The 16,954-nt window shown below is 36.3% G+C and carries 18 protein-coding genes; all 18 read left to right on the plus strand.

What is annotated here, in order from left to right; translation table 11 throughout:
• Positions 1 to 214: 214 nt before the first annotated feature.
• The 18 genes from ACDG22_RS16365 (at position 215) to ACDG22_RS16450 (ending at position 16,565) form a co-directional block, all read left to right on the plus strand.
• Positions 215 to 1,075, plus strand: a complete 861-nt coding sequence (locus tag ACDG22_RS16365; protein WP_370858985.1) for a glycosyltransferase — start codon at positions 215 to 217, stop codon at positions 1,073 to 1,075.
• A 1-nt stretch (position 1,076) separates the two neighbouring features.
• Positions 1,077 to 2,408, plus strand: coding sequence for an O-antigen ligase family protein (locus ACDG22_RS16370; RefSeq protein ID WP_370858986.1), 1,332 nt, complete (start codon positions 1,077 to 1,079; stop codon positions 2,406 to 2,408).
• A complete protein-coding gene (locus tag ACDG22_RS16375; protein ID WP_370858987.1) occupies positions 2,377 to 3,252 on the plus strand; it encodes a glycosyltransferase family 2 protein in 876 nt (291 codons plus the stop codon). The genes ACDG22_RS16370 and ACDG22_RS16375 overlap by 32 nt, the downstream gene beginning before the upstream one ends.
• Complete coding sequence (locus tag ACDG22_RS16380; protein ID WP_370858988.1) at positions 3,249 to 4,340, plus strand: glycosyltransferase; 1,092 nt, start codon at positions 3,249 to 3,251, stop codon at positions 4,338 to 4,340. The genes ACDG22_RS16375 and ACDG22_RS16380 overlap by 4 nt, the downstream gene beginning before the upstream one ends.
• Positions 4,337 to 5,470 carry a glycosyltransferase family 4 protein gene (locus ACDG22_RS16385; RefSeq protein ID WP_370858989.1) on the plus strand — a complete coding sequence of 378 codons (1,134 nt, stop codon included), beginning with the start codon at positions 4,337 to 4,339 and terminating at the stop codon, positions 5,468 to 5,470. The genes ACDG22_RS16380 and ACDG22_RS16385 overlap by 4 nt, the downstream gene beginning before the upstream one ends.
• Positions 5,394 to 6,665, plus strand: coding sequence for a right-handed parallel beta-helix repeat-containing protein (locus tag ACDG22_RS16390; RefSeq protein ID WP_370858990.1), 1,272 nt, complete (start codon positions 5,394 to 5,396; stop codon positions 6,663 to 6,665). Before ACDG22_RS16385 ends, ACDG22_RS16390 begins: the two co-directional genes overlap by 77 nt.
• 13 nt (positions 6,666 to 6,678) lie before the next feature.
• Positions 6,679 to 7,749 carry a radical SAM protein gene (locus ACDG22_RS16395; protein WP_370858991.1) on the plus strand — a complete coding sequence of 357 codons (1,071 nt, stop codon included), beginning with the start codon at positions 6,679 to 6,681 and terminating at the stop codon, positions 7,747 to 7,749.
• Between the two features lies 1 nt (position 7,750).
• Complete coding sequence (locus ACDG22_RS16400; RefSeq protein WP_370858992.1) at positions 7,751 to 8,833, plus strand: glycosyltransferase family 4 protein; 1,083 nt, start codon at positions 7,751 to 7,753, stop codon at positions 8,831 to 8,833.
• 1 nt (position 8,834) lies between these two features.
• On the plus strand, positions 8,835 to 9,743 hold the full coding sequence (gene rfbA / locus ACDG22_RS16405; RefSeq protein WP_370858993.1) for a glucose-1-phosphate thymidylyltransferase RfbA: 909 nt from the start codon (positions 8,835 to 8,837) through the stop codon (positions 9,741 to 9,743).
• 1 nt (position 9,744) lies between these two features.
• Complete coding sequence (gene rfbC / locus ACDG22_RS16410) at positions 9,745 to 10,308, plus strand: dTDP-4-dehydrorhamnose 3,5-epimerase (RefSeq protein ID WP_118482755.1); 564 nt, start codon at positions 9,745 to 9,747, stop codon at positions 10,306 to 10,308.
• A gap of 42 nt (positions 10,309 to 10,350) precedes the next feature.
• On the plus strand, positions 10,351 to 11,262 hold the full coding sequence (gene rfbD, locus ACDG22_RS16415; protein WP_370858994.1) for a dTDP-4-dehydrorhamnose reductase: 912 nt from the start codon (positions 10,351 to 10,353) through the stop codon (positions 11,260 to 11,262).
• A 23-nt stretch (positions 11,263 to 11,285) separates the two neighbouring features.
• Positions 11,286 to 12,431, plus strand: a complete 1,146-nt coding sequence (locus tag ACDG22_RS16420; RefSeq protein WP_370858995.1) for a dTDP-glucose 4,6-dehydratase — start codon at positions 11,286 to 11,288, stop codon at positions 12,429 to 12,431.
• A gap of 6 nt (positions 12,432 to 12,437) precedes the next feature.
• Positions 12,438 to 13,769, plus strand: coding sequence for a nucleotide sugar dehydrogenase (locus tag ACDG22_RS16425; RefSeq protein WP_370858996.1), 1,332 nt, complete (start codon positions 12,438 to 12,440; stop codon positions 13,767 to 13,769).
• A 138-nt stretch (positions 13,770 to 13,907) separates the two neighbouring features.
• Positions 13,908 to 14,288 carry a hypothetical protein gene (locus ACDG22_RS16430; RefSeq protein ID WP_178270231.1) on the plus strand — a complete coding sequence of 127 codons (381 nt, stop codon included), beginning with the start codon at positions 13,908 to 13,910 and terminating at the stop codon, positions 14,286 to 14,288.
• A complete protein-coding gene (locus ACDG22_RS16435) occupies positions 14,285 to 14,716 on the plus strand; it encodes a DUF6575 domain-containing protein (protein ID WP_178270232.1) in 432 nt (143 codons plus the stop codon). Before ACDG22_RS16430 ends, ACDG22_RS16435 begins: the two co-directional genes overlap by 4 nt.
• A gap of 44 nt (positions 14,717 to 14,760) precedes the next feature.
• The gene (locus ACDG22_RS16440; protein ID WP_370858997.1) at positions 14,761 to 15,810 is read left to right on the plus strand and encodes a mannose-1-phosphate guanylyltransferase; all 1,050 of its coding nucleotides are present in this window, start codon (positions 14,761 to 14,763) and stop codon (positions 15,808 to 15,810) included.
• A gap of 129 nt (positions 15,811 to 15,939) precedes the next feature.
• Positions 15,940 to 16,158, plus strand: a complete 219-nt coding sequence (locus ACDG22_RS16445) for a hypothetical protein (RefSeq protein WP_007570870.1) — start codon at positions 15,940 to 15,942, stop codon at positions 16,156 to 16,158.
• Between the two features lie 2 nt (positions 16,159 to 16,160).
• On the plus strand, positions 16,161 to 16,565 hold the full coding sequence (locus tag ACDG22_RS16450; protein WP_022125977.1) for a putative toxin-antitoxin system toxin component, PIN family: 405 nt from the start codon (positions 16,161 to 16,163) through the stop codon (positions 16,563 to 16,565).
• Positions 16,566 to 16,954: the final 389 nt, after the last annotated feature.

Consider the following 16,954-nt stretch of genomic DNA (forward strand, 5'->3'; position numbering starts at 1 on the left):
AAATATACGAAAACATGCATGAGAATTTCTTATTGATAATAATCAGAATCCTTACAAAGCAAAATAATATCTAATCTCTGATTATCCTAAGAAGATTTTATACATAATAAAATTAGACACTCTAAATATTATGCAAGAAAACATATTAGTAAGTATTCGATGTCTTACATATAATCATGAAGCCTTTATTAGACAATGCTTAGAAGGATTCATTATGCAAAAAACAAATTTTAAATTTGAAGCAATTATACATGATGATGCATCAACAGATAATTCGGCAACAATTATAAAAGAATACGCTAGTAAATATCCCGATATAATAAAACCTATATTGGAAACAGAAAATCAATATAGCAAACATGACGGTTCTTTATCACGCATTATGAATGCAGCTGTTGCTTCTACAGCCAAATATATTGCATACTGTGAAGGAGATGATTTCTGGACTGATCCTTATAAATTACAAAAACAAGTAGATATTTTAGAAGCTAATCCACAAGTGACAATGGTTTATACCGGATTTCAAACAATCAATGATCAAGGTCAAACAATAATCAGACCAGCTTATGAAAAATTTCCCCTATATTCAAAAACAGGATGCTTATTTAAAGAACTATTACAAAGTAATTTTATAATGACCCTTACAGTTTGTATTCGGAAAGAATGCTTATTTTCGGATATTATACAAAATGCTCCATCCCGCTTAGATCATAACTTATTTTTAGGTGCAGCTTCTATGGGAGACTTATATTATCTTCCCGAAAAAACTGGATGTTATAGACAAACTACAACAGGAGCAACGGCAACACAGCAAAAACAAATAGATAATGCTATAGAAAAAATAAACACATACTATATTATAAAATTCTTAACAAAAAAAATAAAAAGACACTTTACTTTTAAAGACAATATTCATATACGGTTCATTATATCATCATATTTTATTAGTTTATTACTAAAAAGAAAAAAGCAACTTTGCAAATCAATCATAAAATCGGATAGATATTTATATTTATTCATTATACCTGGAGGTATTTACAAATTAGTCAAGAAACTACAAAAAGCATTAGACTAACATGATATTTATCATTTTCCTCATATGCATTATTTTAATAGTACAAAAGTGGTATAGAATAATACCTATATATGTTATCGCGTCTATCTGGATAAATCCAGACGTACGATTAGGACACTTTTCATTTATTACAATTTTATCTATCTTTATTATTGTATATGGTTTTATCAAGAAAAAGGAATTATTGACTTACAAAAGTTCTATTGATAAAAATATAAATAATTTTTTTTCCTACTCTATATTAATATACATTCCATTTATATTATTGGGTACGGATTTAGGTATACTCGCTCATATTGGAAGTGCTAAAAATATAATAGCAATACTTGTAGGACTAATCATATGGAAGTCTAACATTACAAATTCACAAATAAAAAGAGATATACCAATTATAAATATTTCTCTTATTATACTTGGGATTTTAGGCATATATAGCTATCTTACTTTATCTAATCCGTTTATTGAAATTATTCAACCATATTGTAGTATCGAAAATCTCAATGAAATCGCAGAAAACTCTCTTAAAGACCAACGAGGACAGCTACAAGGTCGAATCTCAGGAACTTCTTTGTATACTATTCAATATGCTATATTACTTGTCATTACATTTTTTTACATATTTTCTTCTAAAGCTTTTCAAAAAAAAACATTGATTGTATATAGTATTTTATTTCTATTATTAACCAATATTTATTTTACAGGATCTCGAGGTCCACTTGGCGCATTAATCATAGTCACATGTCTATATATAATAAAACAAGTTCCCAAAAAGAAAATAATTATTTATAGTATTCCCGTACTATTTCTTTACTTCATTTTTTCAAATACTATTAACGAAGTTTATTCGTTATTCGGGCAAAGTGACGAAATCAATGGTTCTTCCATCGAAGGTAGATTTATTCAATTTGCAGGAGCTCTATCACTTGTAATAAATAATCCACAATCTCTATTATTCGGAAGAGGACTTGGTTTTACAGGATATTATTTAACAACATTTGGTCCTCATCCTTTAGCTTTAGCATTCGAAAGTGCACATGTTGGAGGGTTAGTAGAATATGGAATATTAGGATTACTATTTATCTATTTAGGAAAATTTATTTTTCTTTTATATCTCGCTCAAAAAGCTCAAAAAGCCAATCTAATCACTAACAAACAATCATATATTTTAAAATTGTATTTATTAGCTGGAATAATTTACACTCTATTAGTAGGCGAAGTTTATTCGAACTTTTATATAATCACATTCTTTATTATTCTTAAATACAATGTAATATCAAATACAATCCCTAAAAAGAAAAAAAATGGAAATATCAATTATAATAATCAATTATAATACTTTACAGTTAACGAAAAACTGTATAGAAAGTATAAAAGCAACAACAAGGGGAATAAATTATGAAATTATACTAGTAGATAATGCTTCTAATGATGGAAGTAAGGAATATTTCTCCCAAAGGAATGATATTACTTATCTATATTTGAACAATAATGTTGGTTTTGGACAAGCTAACAATATTGGATTCCAAAAAACTAAAGGAAAATATATTTTTTTGCTTAATTCAGATACAATAATATTAAACAATGCACTTGAGCATCTTTTATACTATGCACATAAATGCCAAAATTGGGGATGTCTAGGATGTCAATTACTTACAAGAGAACAAACTCCTGGCCCGTCATTTGGATACTATTTATCAACAAAAAGAGTAATTATCGATTCTTTAAAATCATATATACGTTATTTCGGATTCAAATATAATCAACCGATATATAAAATGTCATCAACACCTTATAGTGTAGAAGTTATTATTGGAGCCGATTTATTTATAAAAAGATCTACCATTGAAAAATTAGGTCTATTCGATACTAAATATTTTATGTATCACGAAGAAAACGATTTACAACTAAGATATCATAAAGAAGGGCTAAAGAGTATTATAATCCCTAAAGCTCAAATAATTCATTTAGAAAGTCAAAGTACTAAAATACCTTTTAATAAAAAAATATTGACAACAACAAGTCTTTTTATATATCTAAAGAAATGGAGTTCACCTTTGTCTTATTTTCTCTTTAGAGTTATTTTCTTCATTCTCAAAATACCTTATGTATTTTCTATAAGATTAAATAAAAAGCAAAAAATAAGTTATTTCAAATTATTAATTAAGAGAATTGCATGAATATATTAATAGACTTATCTTATTTTAATCCTAAAACTTCTACAGGCGTATCAATTTATGCAGAACGTTTAATACATGGTTTAGAAGCTTTTGAAGATTTAAAAATATTCTTATTAGCAAATCCTACTAATTATTTATATATTAAATCTTTATTTCCACAATATGAAATATTTAGAATAGAAAACATTAATAAATTTAAGAAATTATTCTATACAGCTTATAAAAAATTAGAAGATTATTGTATGGAAAAAAACATTGATCTTTTTTTTATTCCATATCTAACTTTGTGGAGTTTAACTTGTTCCCAAATACCTAATATTGCAGTGTTACATGATATGCAGCCTTTCATGCTAAATTCAAGTATTAAAAATAGTATTTACAAACAATTGCTGCAACATAAAATAAAAAAAATAAAGAAAATTATTGCTATTTCTAATTATACAAAAGAAGAAATTATAAAACGTTTTTCTAAAAGCATAAATAATATACATGTAATATATAACAGTATAATTAAAAATGAGCCACAAAGCTTCAAATTACCAACACTTAGACCATATATATTAAATATAAATACAATAACAGAATATAAGAATCCAATCACTCTTATTAAAGCTTTCAATCTCATAAAAAATAAAATACCACATGTATTAATTTTTAAAGGAAAAGAGAATAAATATTGGAATAATAAAATATACCCTTTTATTAAAAAAAATAAATTAGAAGATAGAGTTTTCTTAATATCACAAAATCTCTCTGAATCTGAAATTGCATATTTATATATACATGCTGATATATTTATAAATCCTTCTTTAATGGAAGGATTTGGATTTACCCCTATAGAAGCCGCAATATACGGAGTTCCAGTTATAACAACTAAAAAAACAGCATTAAAAGAAACAACATTAGGAATATTGAATTATTATACTAATCCCAAATGTGAAATAGAATTATCCCATAAAATTATCGAGATATTAAATAACTATCCAGAGAAACAAACATTAACAACTATATCAAAAACATTTGAAAATTATTATTCTGTAGAGAAACAAGCTCAATCTTTTTACAAATTATTTAAATCAATAATATGATAGTAGGAATTAGTGGATACGTTGGTAACAAATTAACAGGTATTGGACGTGTATTAATAGAAGTACTTAATACGATAGCACCTATAAATACCAAAGACCAATACATTTTATTCAAAAATTATGATTTTACAGACTATGACGTTTTGAAAAAACATGAAAATATAAAAATTATAAATATAAATGTTTCTAAAAATAGTGCTATAAAAAATATCATCTGGCACCAATGGAGCTTTCAAAAATTACAAAAAACTTATAACTGTGATCTTGCATATATTCCGAATTTTTCTCTCCTAATATGGAAAAGAATTCCAACAATCGTTACAATTCATGATTTAATAGAATTTAATGTTCCCAATAAATTCAGTAAACTTAGAATGATGTACAGAAAGGCTATTGATCCTATGATGGTTCATAATAGTACTTTTATTACATCTGTTTCTGAATGCTCCAAAAAAGATATTATAAAATATTGTAATGCTAAGGATTCCAAGATTCAAGTTATACCGAATGCTGCCGATAGAAACAGATTCAAATTATATAATGAAGATATAGTAAAATCATGCTTATCTAAATATCAATTAGAATATAAAAATTATTGTCTTTTTGTCGGTACGATTGATTATCCTGGGAAAAATATTATGTCCGCTCTAAAAGCATACGTTGAATTAAAAGAAGAATATAACATCCAGGAAAAGATGGTTATTGTAGGGAAAAAAGGATTCAACTCAGATATTATATATAACTTTGTCAATCAATCAAAATTTAAAGATGATATAATATTTACAGGATATCTCCAAGACGAAGATCTACCTTTAATTTACTCTGGGGCTAAAGTCATGATATATCTTTCATTATACGAAGGATTCGGCCTACCTGTTCTCGAAGCTATGTCATGTGGTATCCCAGTCGTATGTTCAAATACCTCATGTTTCCCAGAAGTAATAGGAAACATAGAAGTTAGTGTAACACCTACATCTATACCAGAAATAAAAGAAAAATTATACAAACTGGTAAGTGATAACAATTATAATAAATTGATAAGCAAATTATGTTATGAGAGAGCAGATAAGTTTTCATGGAAAAAATCAGCTGAAATCTATTATCAAATTTTTCATAAATATGCCGATTAATATCCGATTATATATTTTTCTTTTATTTGCAATTGTAAACTCTCAACTCTACGCATTACAAAAAGTTTCACTAGAGAAGTATGGAGATATCAAAACAGAAGATGTAACTTCTATCTTACAAAAGGCTTTTAATGATATTGAAAATAAATGTCTAATTTTACCGAGAGGCATTTTAAATGTAAATAACCTCACTATAGAAAGCAAAAACAATTTTAAAATTCAAGGATTTTCAACGATTCTACAATGTAAAAAAATTGAAATTAAGAATTGTAGTCAATTTGAAATTGAAAACATAGAAATCTATGGAGTCAAAAACAAATTTGCTTATTTTAACATAGTTGGTAACTGCCATGATTTTTCCATACACGATTGTTATTTCAATTCAGAAAAAGATGAAAAGGGTAATAATACTTTTTATGGAATACACATAATTTGTGATAACAATAATTTACAAAAATCGTATACAAACAGCCCCAGATTTTTTGATATATATAAAAACAAAATAAAGAATACGAGATATAATGGAATTTTAATCCATGCTCTATGTTCTAATTTTAATGTTTATAATAATACCGTTGATTCTGCACAATGTATAGGGATTGAAGTTGAAGGAAGATTAGGAAATAATAAAAACACATCTGTCTATCCATGTAAGAACGGAAATATCTATAATAATAACATTACAAATTGCGGAGATTGGGGAATTTTACTCATCTGGTCCCACAATATTAATGTTTATAAAAACATATGTAAAAACAATATTGGTTGTTTTTTGTCTATAGGATGTACGAATACTTCAATTTATCAAAATTTTTTAGTTGGAATAAAAAAAGGATTTGAAATTTCTCAAGAATATTATTCAATAGATAAAGGTATTAATGACAATATACGAATATATAATAACAAAATAATTGGAAAACCCAGAGCAGAAAATCGTGGCGTAATAGATATTAGACATGCTCAAAATATTTTTTTTGAAAAAAACAAAATAACTTGTATTTACAGAAAAAATGGTAGCTGCTTTAGCATTGCATCTGCACGAAATATTCATATTATTAGTAATCATATAAAAAAAAATGAAAATATAGAACTTAACAAAATTATATATAATGAAGCTCCAGATCCAGAAAACAATCATCTCTATCCAATAAAATCCGAAAACTGTTTTATAGAAAAAAATACATTTAATAACTAATTCAATAATAAAGATGGCATATAATAAAATACCACATCCCACAGACGCAAGTATCATCCTGACATATCGATGTCCGATGAAGTGCAAAATGTGTAACATTTGGTTCAATCCGACAAATAGACAAGAAGAAATTAAAGCTTCTGATTTACGCACTCTTCCACGCTTAAAATTCATTAACTTAACAGGTGGTGAACCATTTATCCGTGAAGACCTTGCAGAAATTGTAGAAGAATGTTATAAGCACACTGATCGAATTGTTATTTCTACATCCGGCTGGTTCGAAGATAAAGTTGTAGCACTCGCTAAAAAATTTCCCAATATTGGTATTCGTATATCAATAGAGGGATTGAGCCAAAAGAATGATGAACTCCGAGGCCATGCAGGAGGATTTGATAAAGGACTTCGTACATTGCTTACATTAAAACAAATGGGATTGAAAGATATTGGTTTCGGTTGTACTGTTTCGAACAATAATTCGGCAGATATGCTTTCTCTGTACCAATTATCTCTGTCATTAGGAATGGAATTTGCTACAGCAGCTTTCCATAACTCTTATTACTTTCACAAAGATGATAATGTAATTACCAACAAAGATGAAGTCTGCAAAAACTTCGAACAATTAATTGAATGGCAATTAAAAGAAAAACATCCAAAGAGTTGGTTCCGTGCCTGGTTTAATATGGGACTGATCAATTACATCGAAGGTGGTCGCCGTATGTTACCTTGTGAAGCAGGCTCAGCCAATTTCTTTATCGATCCGTTTGGAGATGTATATCCATGTAATGGTCTGGAAGATAAATATTGGAAAAAATCAATGGGAAATATCCATGAAACTCCGAACTTTATGGATATTTGGGAAAGTGATCGTGCACAAGAAGTGCGTGCCATGGTACGTAAATGTCCCAAGAACTGCTGGATGGTTGGAACAGCCAGTCCGGTAATGCACAAGTATATTAAATTTCCACTCAAGTGGGCCATAAAGAACAAGCTTCGCAGCATGCAAGGTAAGCCAGCTTGTCTGGATAAAAAATGGTGTGATGTAGGTCAAGATCCCTGTCAAGGAGATTTGAGAGAAAAATTTTAATATGAAAATAGTAGTAACCGGAACCCGAGGCATTCCTAATATAATGGGAGGAGTTGAAACCCATTGCGAAGAACTTTTTCCACGTATAGCTGCCAAAGGATATGATGTAACAGTAATCCGAAGAAAAAGCTATGTAAGGGATTCACTTACTGAATATAAAGGAGTCAAACTGATTGACATTGAGACTCCAAAGAGAAAATCTTTTGAGGCAATCATTCATACTTTTAAGGCTATACTGAAAGCAAAGTCATTAAAAGCAGATATTGTACATATACATGCTATAGGTCCGGCTCTACTTACACCAATGGCCAGACTTTTAGGCATGAAAGTTGTTTTTACCCATCACGGGCCAGACTATGACCGTGACAAATGGGGAAAAGCGGCTAAATTCATGTTAAAACTGGGAGAACGAATGGGAACAACATTCGCAAACGAAGTTATAGTAATCTCCAAAGTCATTGATAATATTCTGATCAAAAAGTATGGAAGAAAAGACTGCCATTTGGTTTACAATGGAGTTCCTGAGCCTGAAATTTGTGACTTTCCTGAATACTTTGAAGAATTAGGAATAGAAAAAGGAAAATATATTTTAGGAATGTGTCGCTTCGTTCCAGAGAAAAATCTACATCATCTGGTAGAAGCTTTTTCTAAAATAGATACTAAAGGGTGTAAGTTAGTTCTTGCCGGAGATACAGATTTTGAGGATGATTACTCAAAAAGACTGAAAGCTATGGCAAAAGAACATGGAGTCATCCTCACTGGATTCATCAAAGGTAGAAAGCTACACTCTTTACTCACCCATACACGTTGCTTTGTCTTACCGTCTTCACATGAGGGGTTGCCTATAGCTCTATTGGAAGCTATGAGTTATAAACTACCTGTTATAGTAAGTAATATCCACGCGAATTTAGAAGTTGGATTAAACAAAGACAACTATTTTCCTGTTGGTAAGATAGAAGCATTAGCAGATAAACTACAACAAAATATCAATTTACCTTATACTCATGTAAATTATAATATGTCTGCTTATAACTGGGATCACATAGCAGAACAGATTATTGACATTTATAAAAATTTCAAATAATATGAAAGGCATAGTCTTAGCCGGTGGTAGCGGAACTCGCCTCTACCCCATTACAAAAGGAGTAAGCAAACAGCTGCTCCCTGTATTCGACAAACCAATGATCTATTACCCGATTTCGGTACTGATGCTTGCAGGCATCCGTGACATTCTGATTATCTCTACTCCATTCGACTTGCCAGGATTCAAACGTTTGCTGGGTGACGGAAGCGATTTTGGAGTGCGCTTTGAGTATGCAGAACAACCATCACCGGACGGACTGGCTCAGGCATTTATTATCGGAGAGAAGTTTATCGGCAACGATAGTGCTTGTCTGGTACTGGGCGACAATATTTTCCACGGTGCAGGTCTTACCAAATTGCTAAAGGAAGCAGTCCGCACAGCAGAAGAAGAAAAGAAAGCAACGGTATTCGGTTACTGGGTGAGTGATCCGGAACGCTACGGTGTAGCTGAGTTTGACAAGGAAGGAAACTGCCTTTCAATTGAAGAGAAACCGGCTCAACCGAAATCGAACTATGCGGTAGTAGGTCTTTATTTCTACCCGAACAAGGTGGTGGAAGTAGCCAAGAACATCAAACCGTCTGCTCGTGGAGAGCTGGAAATCACGACTGTAAACCAGGAGTTCTTAGCCGACAAGGAACTGAAAGTACAGACACTGGGACGCGGATTTGCATGGCTCGATACAGGTACGCACGACTCACTGAGTGAAGCTTCCACATTCATCGAGGTTATTGAAAAGCGTCAGGGACTGAAGATTGCCTGTCTGGAAGGCATTGCTTTCCGGCAGGGATGGATTACAGCCGATAAACTGAGAGAACTGGCACAGCCTATGTTGAAAAACCAGTATGGCCAATATCTGCTACACGTAATAGAAGAAGTAGAACATACAGGTAAAAGTAATCTGGACTATTAATATGGAAGTTATTAAAACAGCTATAGAAGGTGTGGTTATCATCGAGCCACGCCTTTTTAAGGATTCAAGAGGTTATTTCTTCGAATCGTTTTCACAACGTGAATTTGAAGAAAAAGTAGCAAAAATCACATTCGTTCAGGATAATGAAAGCATGTCGTCCTACGGGGTAATGAGAGGCCTTCATTTCCAACGTCCACCATTCACACAAAGCAAACTGGTACGTTGCGTAAAGGGAGCGGTACTGGATGTGGCTGTTGATATCCGCAAAGGTAGTCCTACTTACGGACAGCATGTGGCTGTGGAACTGACAGAAGATAATCATCGCCAGTTCTTCATTCCGCAGGGGTTTGCTCATGGTTTTGCAGTCTTGAGTGAAACGGCTGTCTTCCAGTATAAATGTGATAATTTCTATCATCCAGAAGCTGACGGTGGTATCAGCATTCTGGACAGTTCTTTGGGCATTGATTGGCGTATTCCTACCGAACATGCTATTCTGAGTGAAAAGGATACCAAGCACTCATTGCTGAAAGATTTTGATTCTCCTTTTGAGTTTGGTCCTTTCTGATAGGGAAATATATAATTTTGCATTCAAAATTCTTCATTGAAAATGAATATTTTAGTGACAGGCGCAAACGGCCAGCTGGGCAACGAAATGCGCATCATCAGCAAACAGACTTCGTATAATTTCCTGTTTACCGACGTAGTGGAAGCTGAAGGAGTAGAAACAACTCTGCTGGATATTACCGACGCGGAAGCCGTAGAAAAAATGGTACAGGAACAGCATATCAGTTGTATAGTGAACTGTGCGGCTTATACCAATGTAGACAAGGCTGAAAGTGATGCGGCACTCTGCCGCAAGCTGAATGCCGCTGCTCCTAAAATTCTGGCAGAAGCCATGAAGAAAGCAGGTGGCTTACTTATTCAGATTTCTACCGACTATGTTTTCGGAGGTGATCCGTATAATACACCTTGCCGTGAAGACCAGAAGGGTACGCCTACAGGTGTGTATGGCGAAACAAAACTGGAAGGGGAACAATATATTGAAGCTACAGGGTGTGACTATGTGATTATACGTACAGCGTGGCTGTATTCGGAATACGGAAAGAACTTCGTGAAAACCATGCTGAACCTGACGGCTTCGAAACCGGCACTGAATGTGGTATTCGACCAGGCAGGTACACCGACTTATGCGCTCGATCTGGCTGTTGCCATCGAAGCGGTTCTGAATGACTATGCAGCCGAAGAGCCGAAAAACGGATACAGCAAGACGGGTATTTATCACTTCAGCAATGAAGGGGTATGTTCGTGGTACGACTTTACCAAAGTGATAGCCGAACTGGCCGGAAACACCGCATGCGACATACAACCCTGCCACAGCAACGAGTTCCCCAGCCCGGTAACACGACCAGCTTACTCGGTATTGGACAAGACCAAGATAAAGCAGACTTTCGGACTGAAGATTCCTTACTGGACCGACTCACTGAAAGTATGTATGACAAACATGGGAGTGCTTAAATAAATCCTCACAAACAAAAAACAATTATGGAAAATTTTAAACGCAATATCATAGTAACCGGTGGAGCGGGCTTCATCGGCAGTCACGTAGTACGTCTGTTTGTAAACAAATATCCGGAATATCACATCATCAATCTGGATAAGCTGACTTATGCAGGAAATCTGGCCAACCTGAAAGATATAGAGGACAAACCGAACTATACGTTTGTAAAGGCTGACATCTGCGACTATGAAAAGATACTGGAGCTGATGCAGCAGTATCACGTAGACGGTATTATTCATCTGGCAGCCGAAAGTCATGTAGACCGCAGTATCAAAGATCCGTTTACCTTTGCACGTACCAACGTAATGGGCACACTGAGTCTGCTTCAGGCTGCAAAGGTGTACTGGGAAAGCCTGCCTGAAAAATATGAAGGCAAACGCTTCTACCATATCTCTACCGATGAGGTGTACGGTGCACTGGAAATGACACACCCCGAAGGTGTAAAGCCTCCGTTTACTACAACGGCTTCTTCGTCTGAACATCATCTGGCTTATGGTACGGAATTCTTCTATGAAGATACGAAGTATAATCCGCACAGTCCGTATTCGGCTTCGAAAGCCAGCAGCGACCACTTTGTACGTGCTTTCCACGATACATACGGCATGCCGACTATTGTTACAAACTGCTCGAACAACTACGGTCCGTATCAGTTCCCGGAAAAGCTGATTCCACTGTTTATTAACAATATCCGTCACCGCAAGCCATTGCCTGTATACGGTAAGGGTGAGAATGTACGCGACTGGCTGTATGTAGTAGATCACGCACGGGCCATCGACGTAATTTTCCATAACGGAAAGATTGCCGAAACGTATAATATCGGTGGTTTCAATGAATGGAAGAACATCGATATCATCAAGGTAGTTATCAATACAGTAGACCGTCTGTTGGGCAGAAAGGAAGGCGAAGATATGGATTTGATCACATACGTAACCGACCGTCTGGGACACGACATGCGCTATGCCATCGACTCTACCAAACTACAGAAGGAACTGGGTTGGGAACCAAGCCTGCAATTTGAAGAAGGTATAGAAAAGACCGTACGCTGGTATCTGGATAATCAGGAATGGATGGACAATGTGACTAGCGGGGATTATCAGAAGTATTATGACAGTATGTATAAGAATAGATAATTGTATATGAATAGTAATTACAATATCGCCGTAGCAGGTACAGGCTATGTAGGTCTGTCCATTGCTACCCTGCTGGCACAGCATCACCAAGTGACAGCTGTAGATGTTATTCCTGAAAAGGTAGAGAAGATTAACAACCGCATCAGCCCGATACAGGACGAATATATTGAAAAGTATCTGGCAGAAAAGGAGCTGAACCTGACGGCTACACTGGATGGAGCCTCAGCGTATAGAAGTGCGGACTTTGTGGTGATTGCGGCTCCTACGAACTACGATCCGGTGAAGAACTATTTCGATACTTCGCATGTAGAGGAGGTTATCGACTTGGTGCTGGAAGTAAATCCGGAAGCGATAATGGTCATCAAGAGTACCATTCCCGTAGGTTACTGCCGTAGTCTGTACGTGAAGTATGCGGAAAAGTTCAAGAATACTCCTGCCCTCACCGGAAAGAAATTCAACTTACTGTTTTCACCAGAGTTTCTGCGTGAGAGCAAGGCGCTGTATGATAATCTGTATCCGAGCCGTATCATCGTGGGTATTCCGAAACTTATTGAGGGACGCGATAAGGAAAATGAGGCTATCAAAGCCATTGCAGGCGAGCACCTGGAAGAGAAAGCGCACGAGTTTGCAGCGTTACTTCAGGAAGGTGCACTGAAACCGGATATCGATACGCTGTTCATGGGACTGAAAGAAGCAGAAGCGGTGAAACTGTTTGCCAATACCTATCTGGCTCTGCGTGTAAGTTATTTCAATGAACTGGATACGTATGCGGAAGTAAAGGGACTGGATACACAGGCTATCATCCAGGGTATTTGTCTGGATCCACGTATCGGCACGCATTACAATAATCCGTCGTTCGGCTACGGGGGCTACTGTCTGCCTAAAGATACCAAACAGCTGCTGGCAAACTATCAGGATGTACCGGAGAATCTGATTGAGGCGATTGTAGAAAGTAACCGTACACGCAAGGATTTCATTGCCGACCAAGTACTGCATAAGGCAGGATATTATGATTACTTCAATCGTGGGGACTATAATCCGACTGAGGAAAAAGAATGCATCATCGGGGTATATCGCCTCACCATGAAATCGAACAGTGATAATTTCCGCCAGAGTTCCATTCAGGGTGTGATGAAGCGCATCAAAGCGAAAGGTGCACAGATTATCATTTATGAACCTACACTGGAGGATGGAAGTACATTCTTTGGCTCAAAGGTTGTAAACAATCTGGATGAGTTCAAGGCTCAGGCACATGCCATCATTGCCAACCGCTATGATGCGTGTCTGGATGATGTGAAAGACAAAGTATATACGCGTGACATTTTCCGCAGGGATTAAAAACGTCCAAAGGCTATTAAAACCAGCATGCAAAATCATATAGTTATCATGGCAGGCGGCATTTTTAATGAAAAAGCATCACGCATATTACTTTTTTTAAAATAATCCTTAACTTTGGTGAAGTAAATGTTATAGAAAATGCAAAATTATTGGTTTGAATCTCTTCCTGAATCCTGCCCTCCGGCAGATTCAGAAAAATGCCAAGGCATCTATTATCGAGTCGCAATCGGTAATCCGGCACAGTCTGAAGATTTCTTCTCTCAAAAGAAATTAGCTCCAGACAAAACGTTTACAGGTGAAGGAATAGATGAATGCATTGTACGAGCCGTATCTGTTTTTTCAGAACTCACGGATGCAAAGCGTCTGCTAAAACTCCCAAAGTTCCGAAAGGCTAACATTGCAGAAGTAAGTCTTTCCCCACAAGACGGAAACATAAAGAAGACATTCAGAAATTCACACTATTCATGGTGGAGAAGCCGTTTATTTGATGTTTCACAAGCTAAAATCATATCGCTATGACCAGAAATATTCCTATTCGGATAGAAAGAATTTTGGATTTTTATGATGTGCCACAGTTGTTTATCGCCCGGGATGCATTCGAAACCTTGTATCTTTGTCTGTTGTACACCGACGAGCAGGAATGCAGATATACGGCCATACGCATCTCAGGAAAAAGAATTGAAGAGTTTTTGTCCGGAAAAACAGATTTGCGGGAGTTGTTTCTCTCTCCTGAAACCGGAGCGGAATATTTTGATGTGGCATTGACCAACAACGAATATCAGATTACATCATCCGTTCCTGCTCCTCTATCAGAAGACAGACTTCCGGAAAAAGGGTATACGGCATGTACCCCTGAGGAAAATGAAAACGTAATCGTAAAGATTCCGGTATCGGACAGATACTTACTGAAAGAAATTGTCCGAAAATTCGGATGGGCCTGCATGTGACATTTTCCGCAGGACTAAACAATTCTAAATCTATTTAAACCAGCATGCAAAATCATATAGTTATTATGGCAGGCGGCATAGGAAGCCGTTTCTGGCCCATGAGTACATCCGAATATCCCAAACAGTTTATCGACGTAATGGGGGTAGGAAAATCGCTGATTCAGCTCACGGTGGAGCGTTTCAAGGGTATCTGCCCGAAAGAGAATTTCTGGGTGGTGACATCGGAAAGGTATGTCGACATAGTAAAGGAACAGCTTCCGCAGATTCCGGCTCAGCATATTCTGGCGGAACCGGAAGCCAGGAATACGGCGCCGTGTATCGCGTATGCGTGCTGGAAGATCCGAAAGGAGTTTCCGCAGGCGAACATCGTGGTGACGCCTTCGGATGCGCTGGTGATTGATACGGCGGAGTTTGCGCGCTGCATTGCCGTGGCGCTGGAGAAGACGGCGGACTCGCAGGCTATCGTGACCTTGGGGATGATGCCTACCCGACCGGAAACGGGTTACGGGTACATTGCTGCTCAGGGAGAAGCGGACGCAAAGGGTATCTGCAAGGTGGAAGCGTTTAAGGAGAAACCGGACGTGGAAACGGCAAAGGGGTATCTGGCTGCGGGGAATTATTTCTGGAACGCGGGGATTTTTGTGTGGAACGCGGACACGATTACGAATGCCATACGCAGGTATGCGCCGCAGATTGCCGGAGTGATGGACGAGCTGGAGCCTGCCTTGTTTACGGACAAAGAGACGGAGGAGCTGAAGCGGCTCTTCCCTACTTGCGAGAAGATTTCCATCGACTATGCGGTGATGGAGAAGGCGGAGGATATCTTTGTGCTGCCGGCGGAGTTCGGATGGAGTGACCTGGGTAGCTGGGGTTCGCTGCGCACCTTGCTGCCGCAGGATGAAGCGGGCAATGCCAAGGTGGGCGGCCGGGTGGATATGTACAACTGTCGGAACTGTGTGGTGCATGCGGCGGAGCACAGACAGGTGGTGCTGGAAGGTCTGGAGGGCTACATCGTAGCGGAAAAAGACAGACGGCTGCTGGTGTGCCGCCTGAGTGAGGAGCAGCGCATCAAGGATTTTGCTGCGGGGAAGTAAACGGGAATCGCCACGATTCCTGCTACTGAAAGATTTTGATTCTCCATTGTTTTTTTAATCCTTTTATCTTATTCATTAGGAAATAAAGAAAAAAATTTGTTCTTTTGTATTAGAACCAAATCCAAATATATGAATACTACAGTTTTTAATCCGGCTCAATTGCAAGTGCTTGAAATGATGTCGTTTGTGGATAGTCCTGAAGCATTAGCAGAACTTAAAAAGGCTATTTCTGACTATTTCGCCAAGCAAGCGCAAAAAGAAATTGACCGTTTGTGGGAGAATGGAGAATTAAATGAGGAAAAAGTCGATAAATTCTACCAACTACATGAACGTACTCCCTATAAATGAATATGAGAAACATTGTATTGGATACAAACTCACTGATTATTGCAATTTCAGCGAAGAATGACTGCCATAAAGTGTGGCAGTCATTCTTGAATGGAGACTATACGTTATGTATAAGCAATGAAATCGTAGAAGAGTATCTGGAAGTCATGACTCGCAACATTAATAAGTATGTAGCCGAAACGATTATCTACACGATTCTTACTCGTGAAAATGTAAAGAAATTAACTCCTCACTACCGTTTTCATCTAATTACAGCAGACCAGGATGACAATAAGTTCGTAGACTGTGCCATAACAGCCAATGCGGAATACATCGTGACGGAGGATCACCATTTCAATGAACTTAAAAATATATCTTTCCCATCAGTTGCCATAATTAATTTGAAGGACTTCGCAAAAACATTGTAAGTCTAATGGTTGATTGTCGACGAATATATCAACTTGCATATTACTGATGATCGGCAGAACAGAATCTATCGGTAGTAGCGTAGTACTGAGTGAGGAGCAGCGCATCAAGGATTTTGAGGCGGGGAAGTAAACGGGAATCACCACGGTACTCTATACGGAGGGTAGCGTGGCGATTTTTTTTGTTTCTACAGTGAGTTTTGTATAAAAAATGTTATAGAGAATGAGATTTTGTTCCTAAAAAACTCTCTATTTAAAATTAATTATATAATTTAGAGAATACATAAAAATACAAGAACTATACAAATAATATAAACTATATCAAAATACAAACACAAACGGGACAGTTGACTGACTACAAGGAAATACACTAATTGATAACGAGAATATAT

It is taken from the genome of Phocaeicola coprocola, from assembly GCF_041333015.1.
In the GTDB taxonomy this organism is placed as follows: Bacteria; Bacteroidota; Bacteroidia; order Bacteroidales; family Bacteroidaceae; genus Phocaeicola; species Phocaeicola coprocola.

What these genes read in the sequence shown, in the direction of transcription:
- ACDG22_RS16365 (WP_370858985.1), top strand. Translation starts at nt 215, where the DNA reads ATGCAAAAAACAAATTTTAAATTTGAAGCAATTATACATGATGATGCA.
- ACDG22_RS16370 (WP_370858986.1), top strand. Translation starts at nt 1,077, where the DNA reads ATGATATTTATCATTTTCCTCATATGCATTATTTTAATAGTACAAAAG.
- ACDG22_RS16375 (WP_370858987.1), top strand. Translation starts at nt 2,377, where the DNA reads ATGGAAATATCAATTATAATAATCAATTATAATACTTTACAGTTAACG.
- ACDG22_RS16380 (WP_370858988.1), top strand. Translation starts at nt 3,249, where the DNA reads ATGAATATATTAATAGACTTATCTTATTTTAATCCTAAAACTTCTACA.
- ACDG22_RS16385 (WP_370858989.1), top strand. Translation starts at nt 4,337, where the DNA reads ATGATAGTAGGAATTAGTGGATACGTTGGTAACAAATTAACAGGTATT.
- ACDG22_RS16390 (WP_370858990.1), top strand. Translation starts at nt 5,394, where the DNA reads ATGAGAGAGCAGATAAGTTTTCATGGAAAAAATCAGCTGAAATCTATT.
- ACDG22_RS16395 (WP_370858991.1), top strand. Translation starts at nt 6,679, where the DNA reads ATGGCATATAATAAAATACCACATCCCACAGACGCAAGTATCATCCTG.
- ACDG22_RS16400 (WP_370858992.1), top strand. Translation starts at nt 7,751, where the DNA reads ATGAAAATAGTAGTAACCGGAACCCGAGGCATTCCTAATATAATGGGA.
- rfbA (WP_370858993.1), top strand. Translation starts at nt 8,835, where the DNA reads ATGAAAGGCATAGTCTTAGCCGGTGGTAGCGGAACTCGCCTCTACCCC.
- rfbC (WP_118482755.1), top strand. Translation starts at nt 9,745, where the DNA reads ATGGAAGTTATTAAAACAGCTATAGAAGGTGTGGTTATCATCGAGCCA.
- rfbD (WP_370858994.1), top strand. Translation starts at nt 10,351, where the DNA reads ATGAATATTTTAGTGACAGGCGCAAACGGCCAGCTGGGCAACGAAATG.
- ACDG22_RS16420 (WP_370858995.1), top strand. Translation starts at nt 11,286, where the DNA reads ATGGAAAATTTTAAACGCAATATCATAGTAACCGGTGGAGCGGGCTTC.
- ACDG22_RS16425 (WP_370858996.1), top strand. Translation starts at nt 12,438, where the DNA reads ATGAATAGTAATTACAATATCGCCGTAGCAGGTACAGGCTATGTAGGT.
- ACDG22_RS16430 (WP_178270231.1), top strand. Translation starts at nt 13,908, where the DNA reads ATGCAAAATTATTGGTTTGAATCTCTTCCTGAATCCTGCCCTCCGGCA.
- ACDG22_RS16435 (WP_178270232.1), top strand. Translation starts at nt 14,285, where the DNA reads ATGACCAGAAATATTCCTATTCGGATAGAAAGAATTTTGGATTTTTAT.
- ACDG22_RS16440 (WP_370858997.1), top strand. Translation starts at nt 14,761, where the DNA reads ATGCAAAATCATATAGTTATTATGGCAGGCGGCATAGGAAGCCGTTTC.
- ACDG22_RS16445 (WP_007570870.1), top strand. Translation starts at nt 15,940, where the DNA reads ATGAATACTACAGTTTTTAATCCGGCTCAATTGCAAGTGCTTGAAATG.
- ACDG22_RS16450 (WP_022125977.1), top strand. Translation starts at nt 16,161, where the DNA reads ATGAGAAACATTGTATTGGATACAAACTCACTGATTATTGCAATTTCA.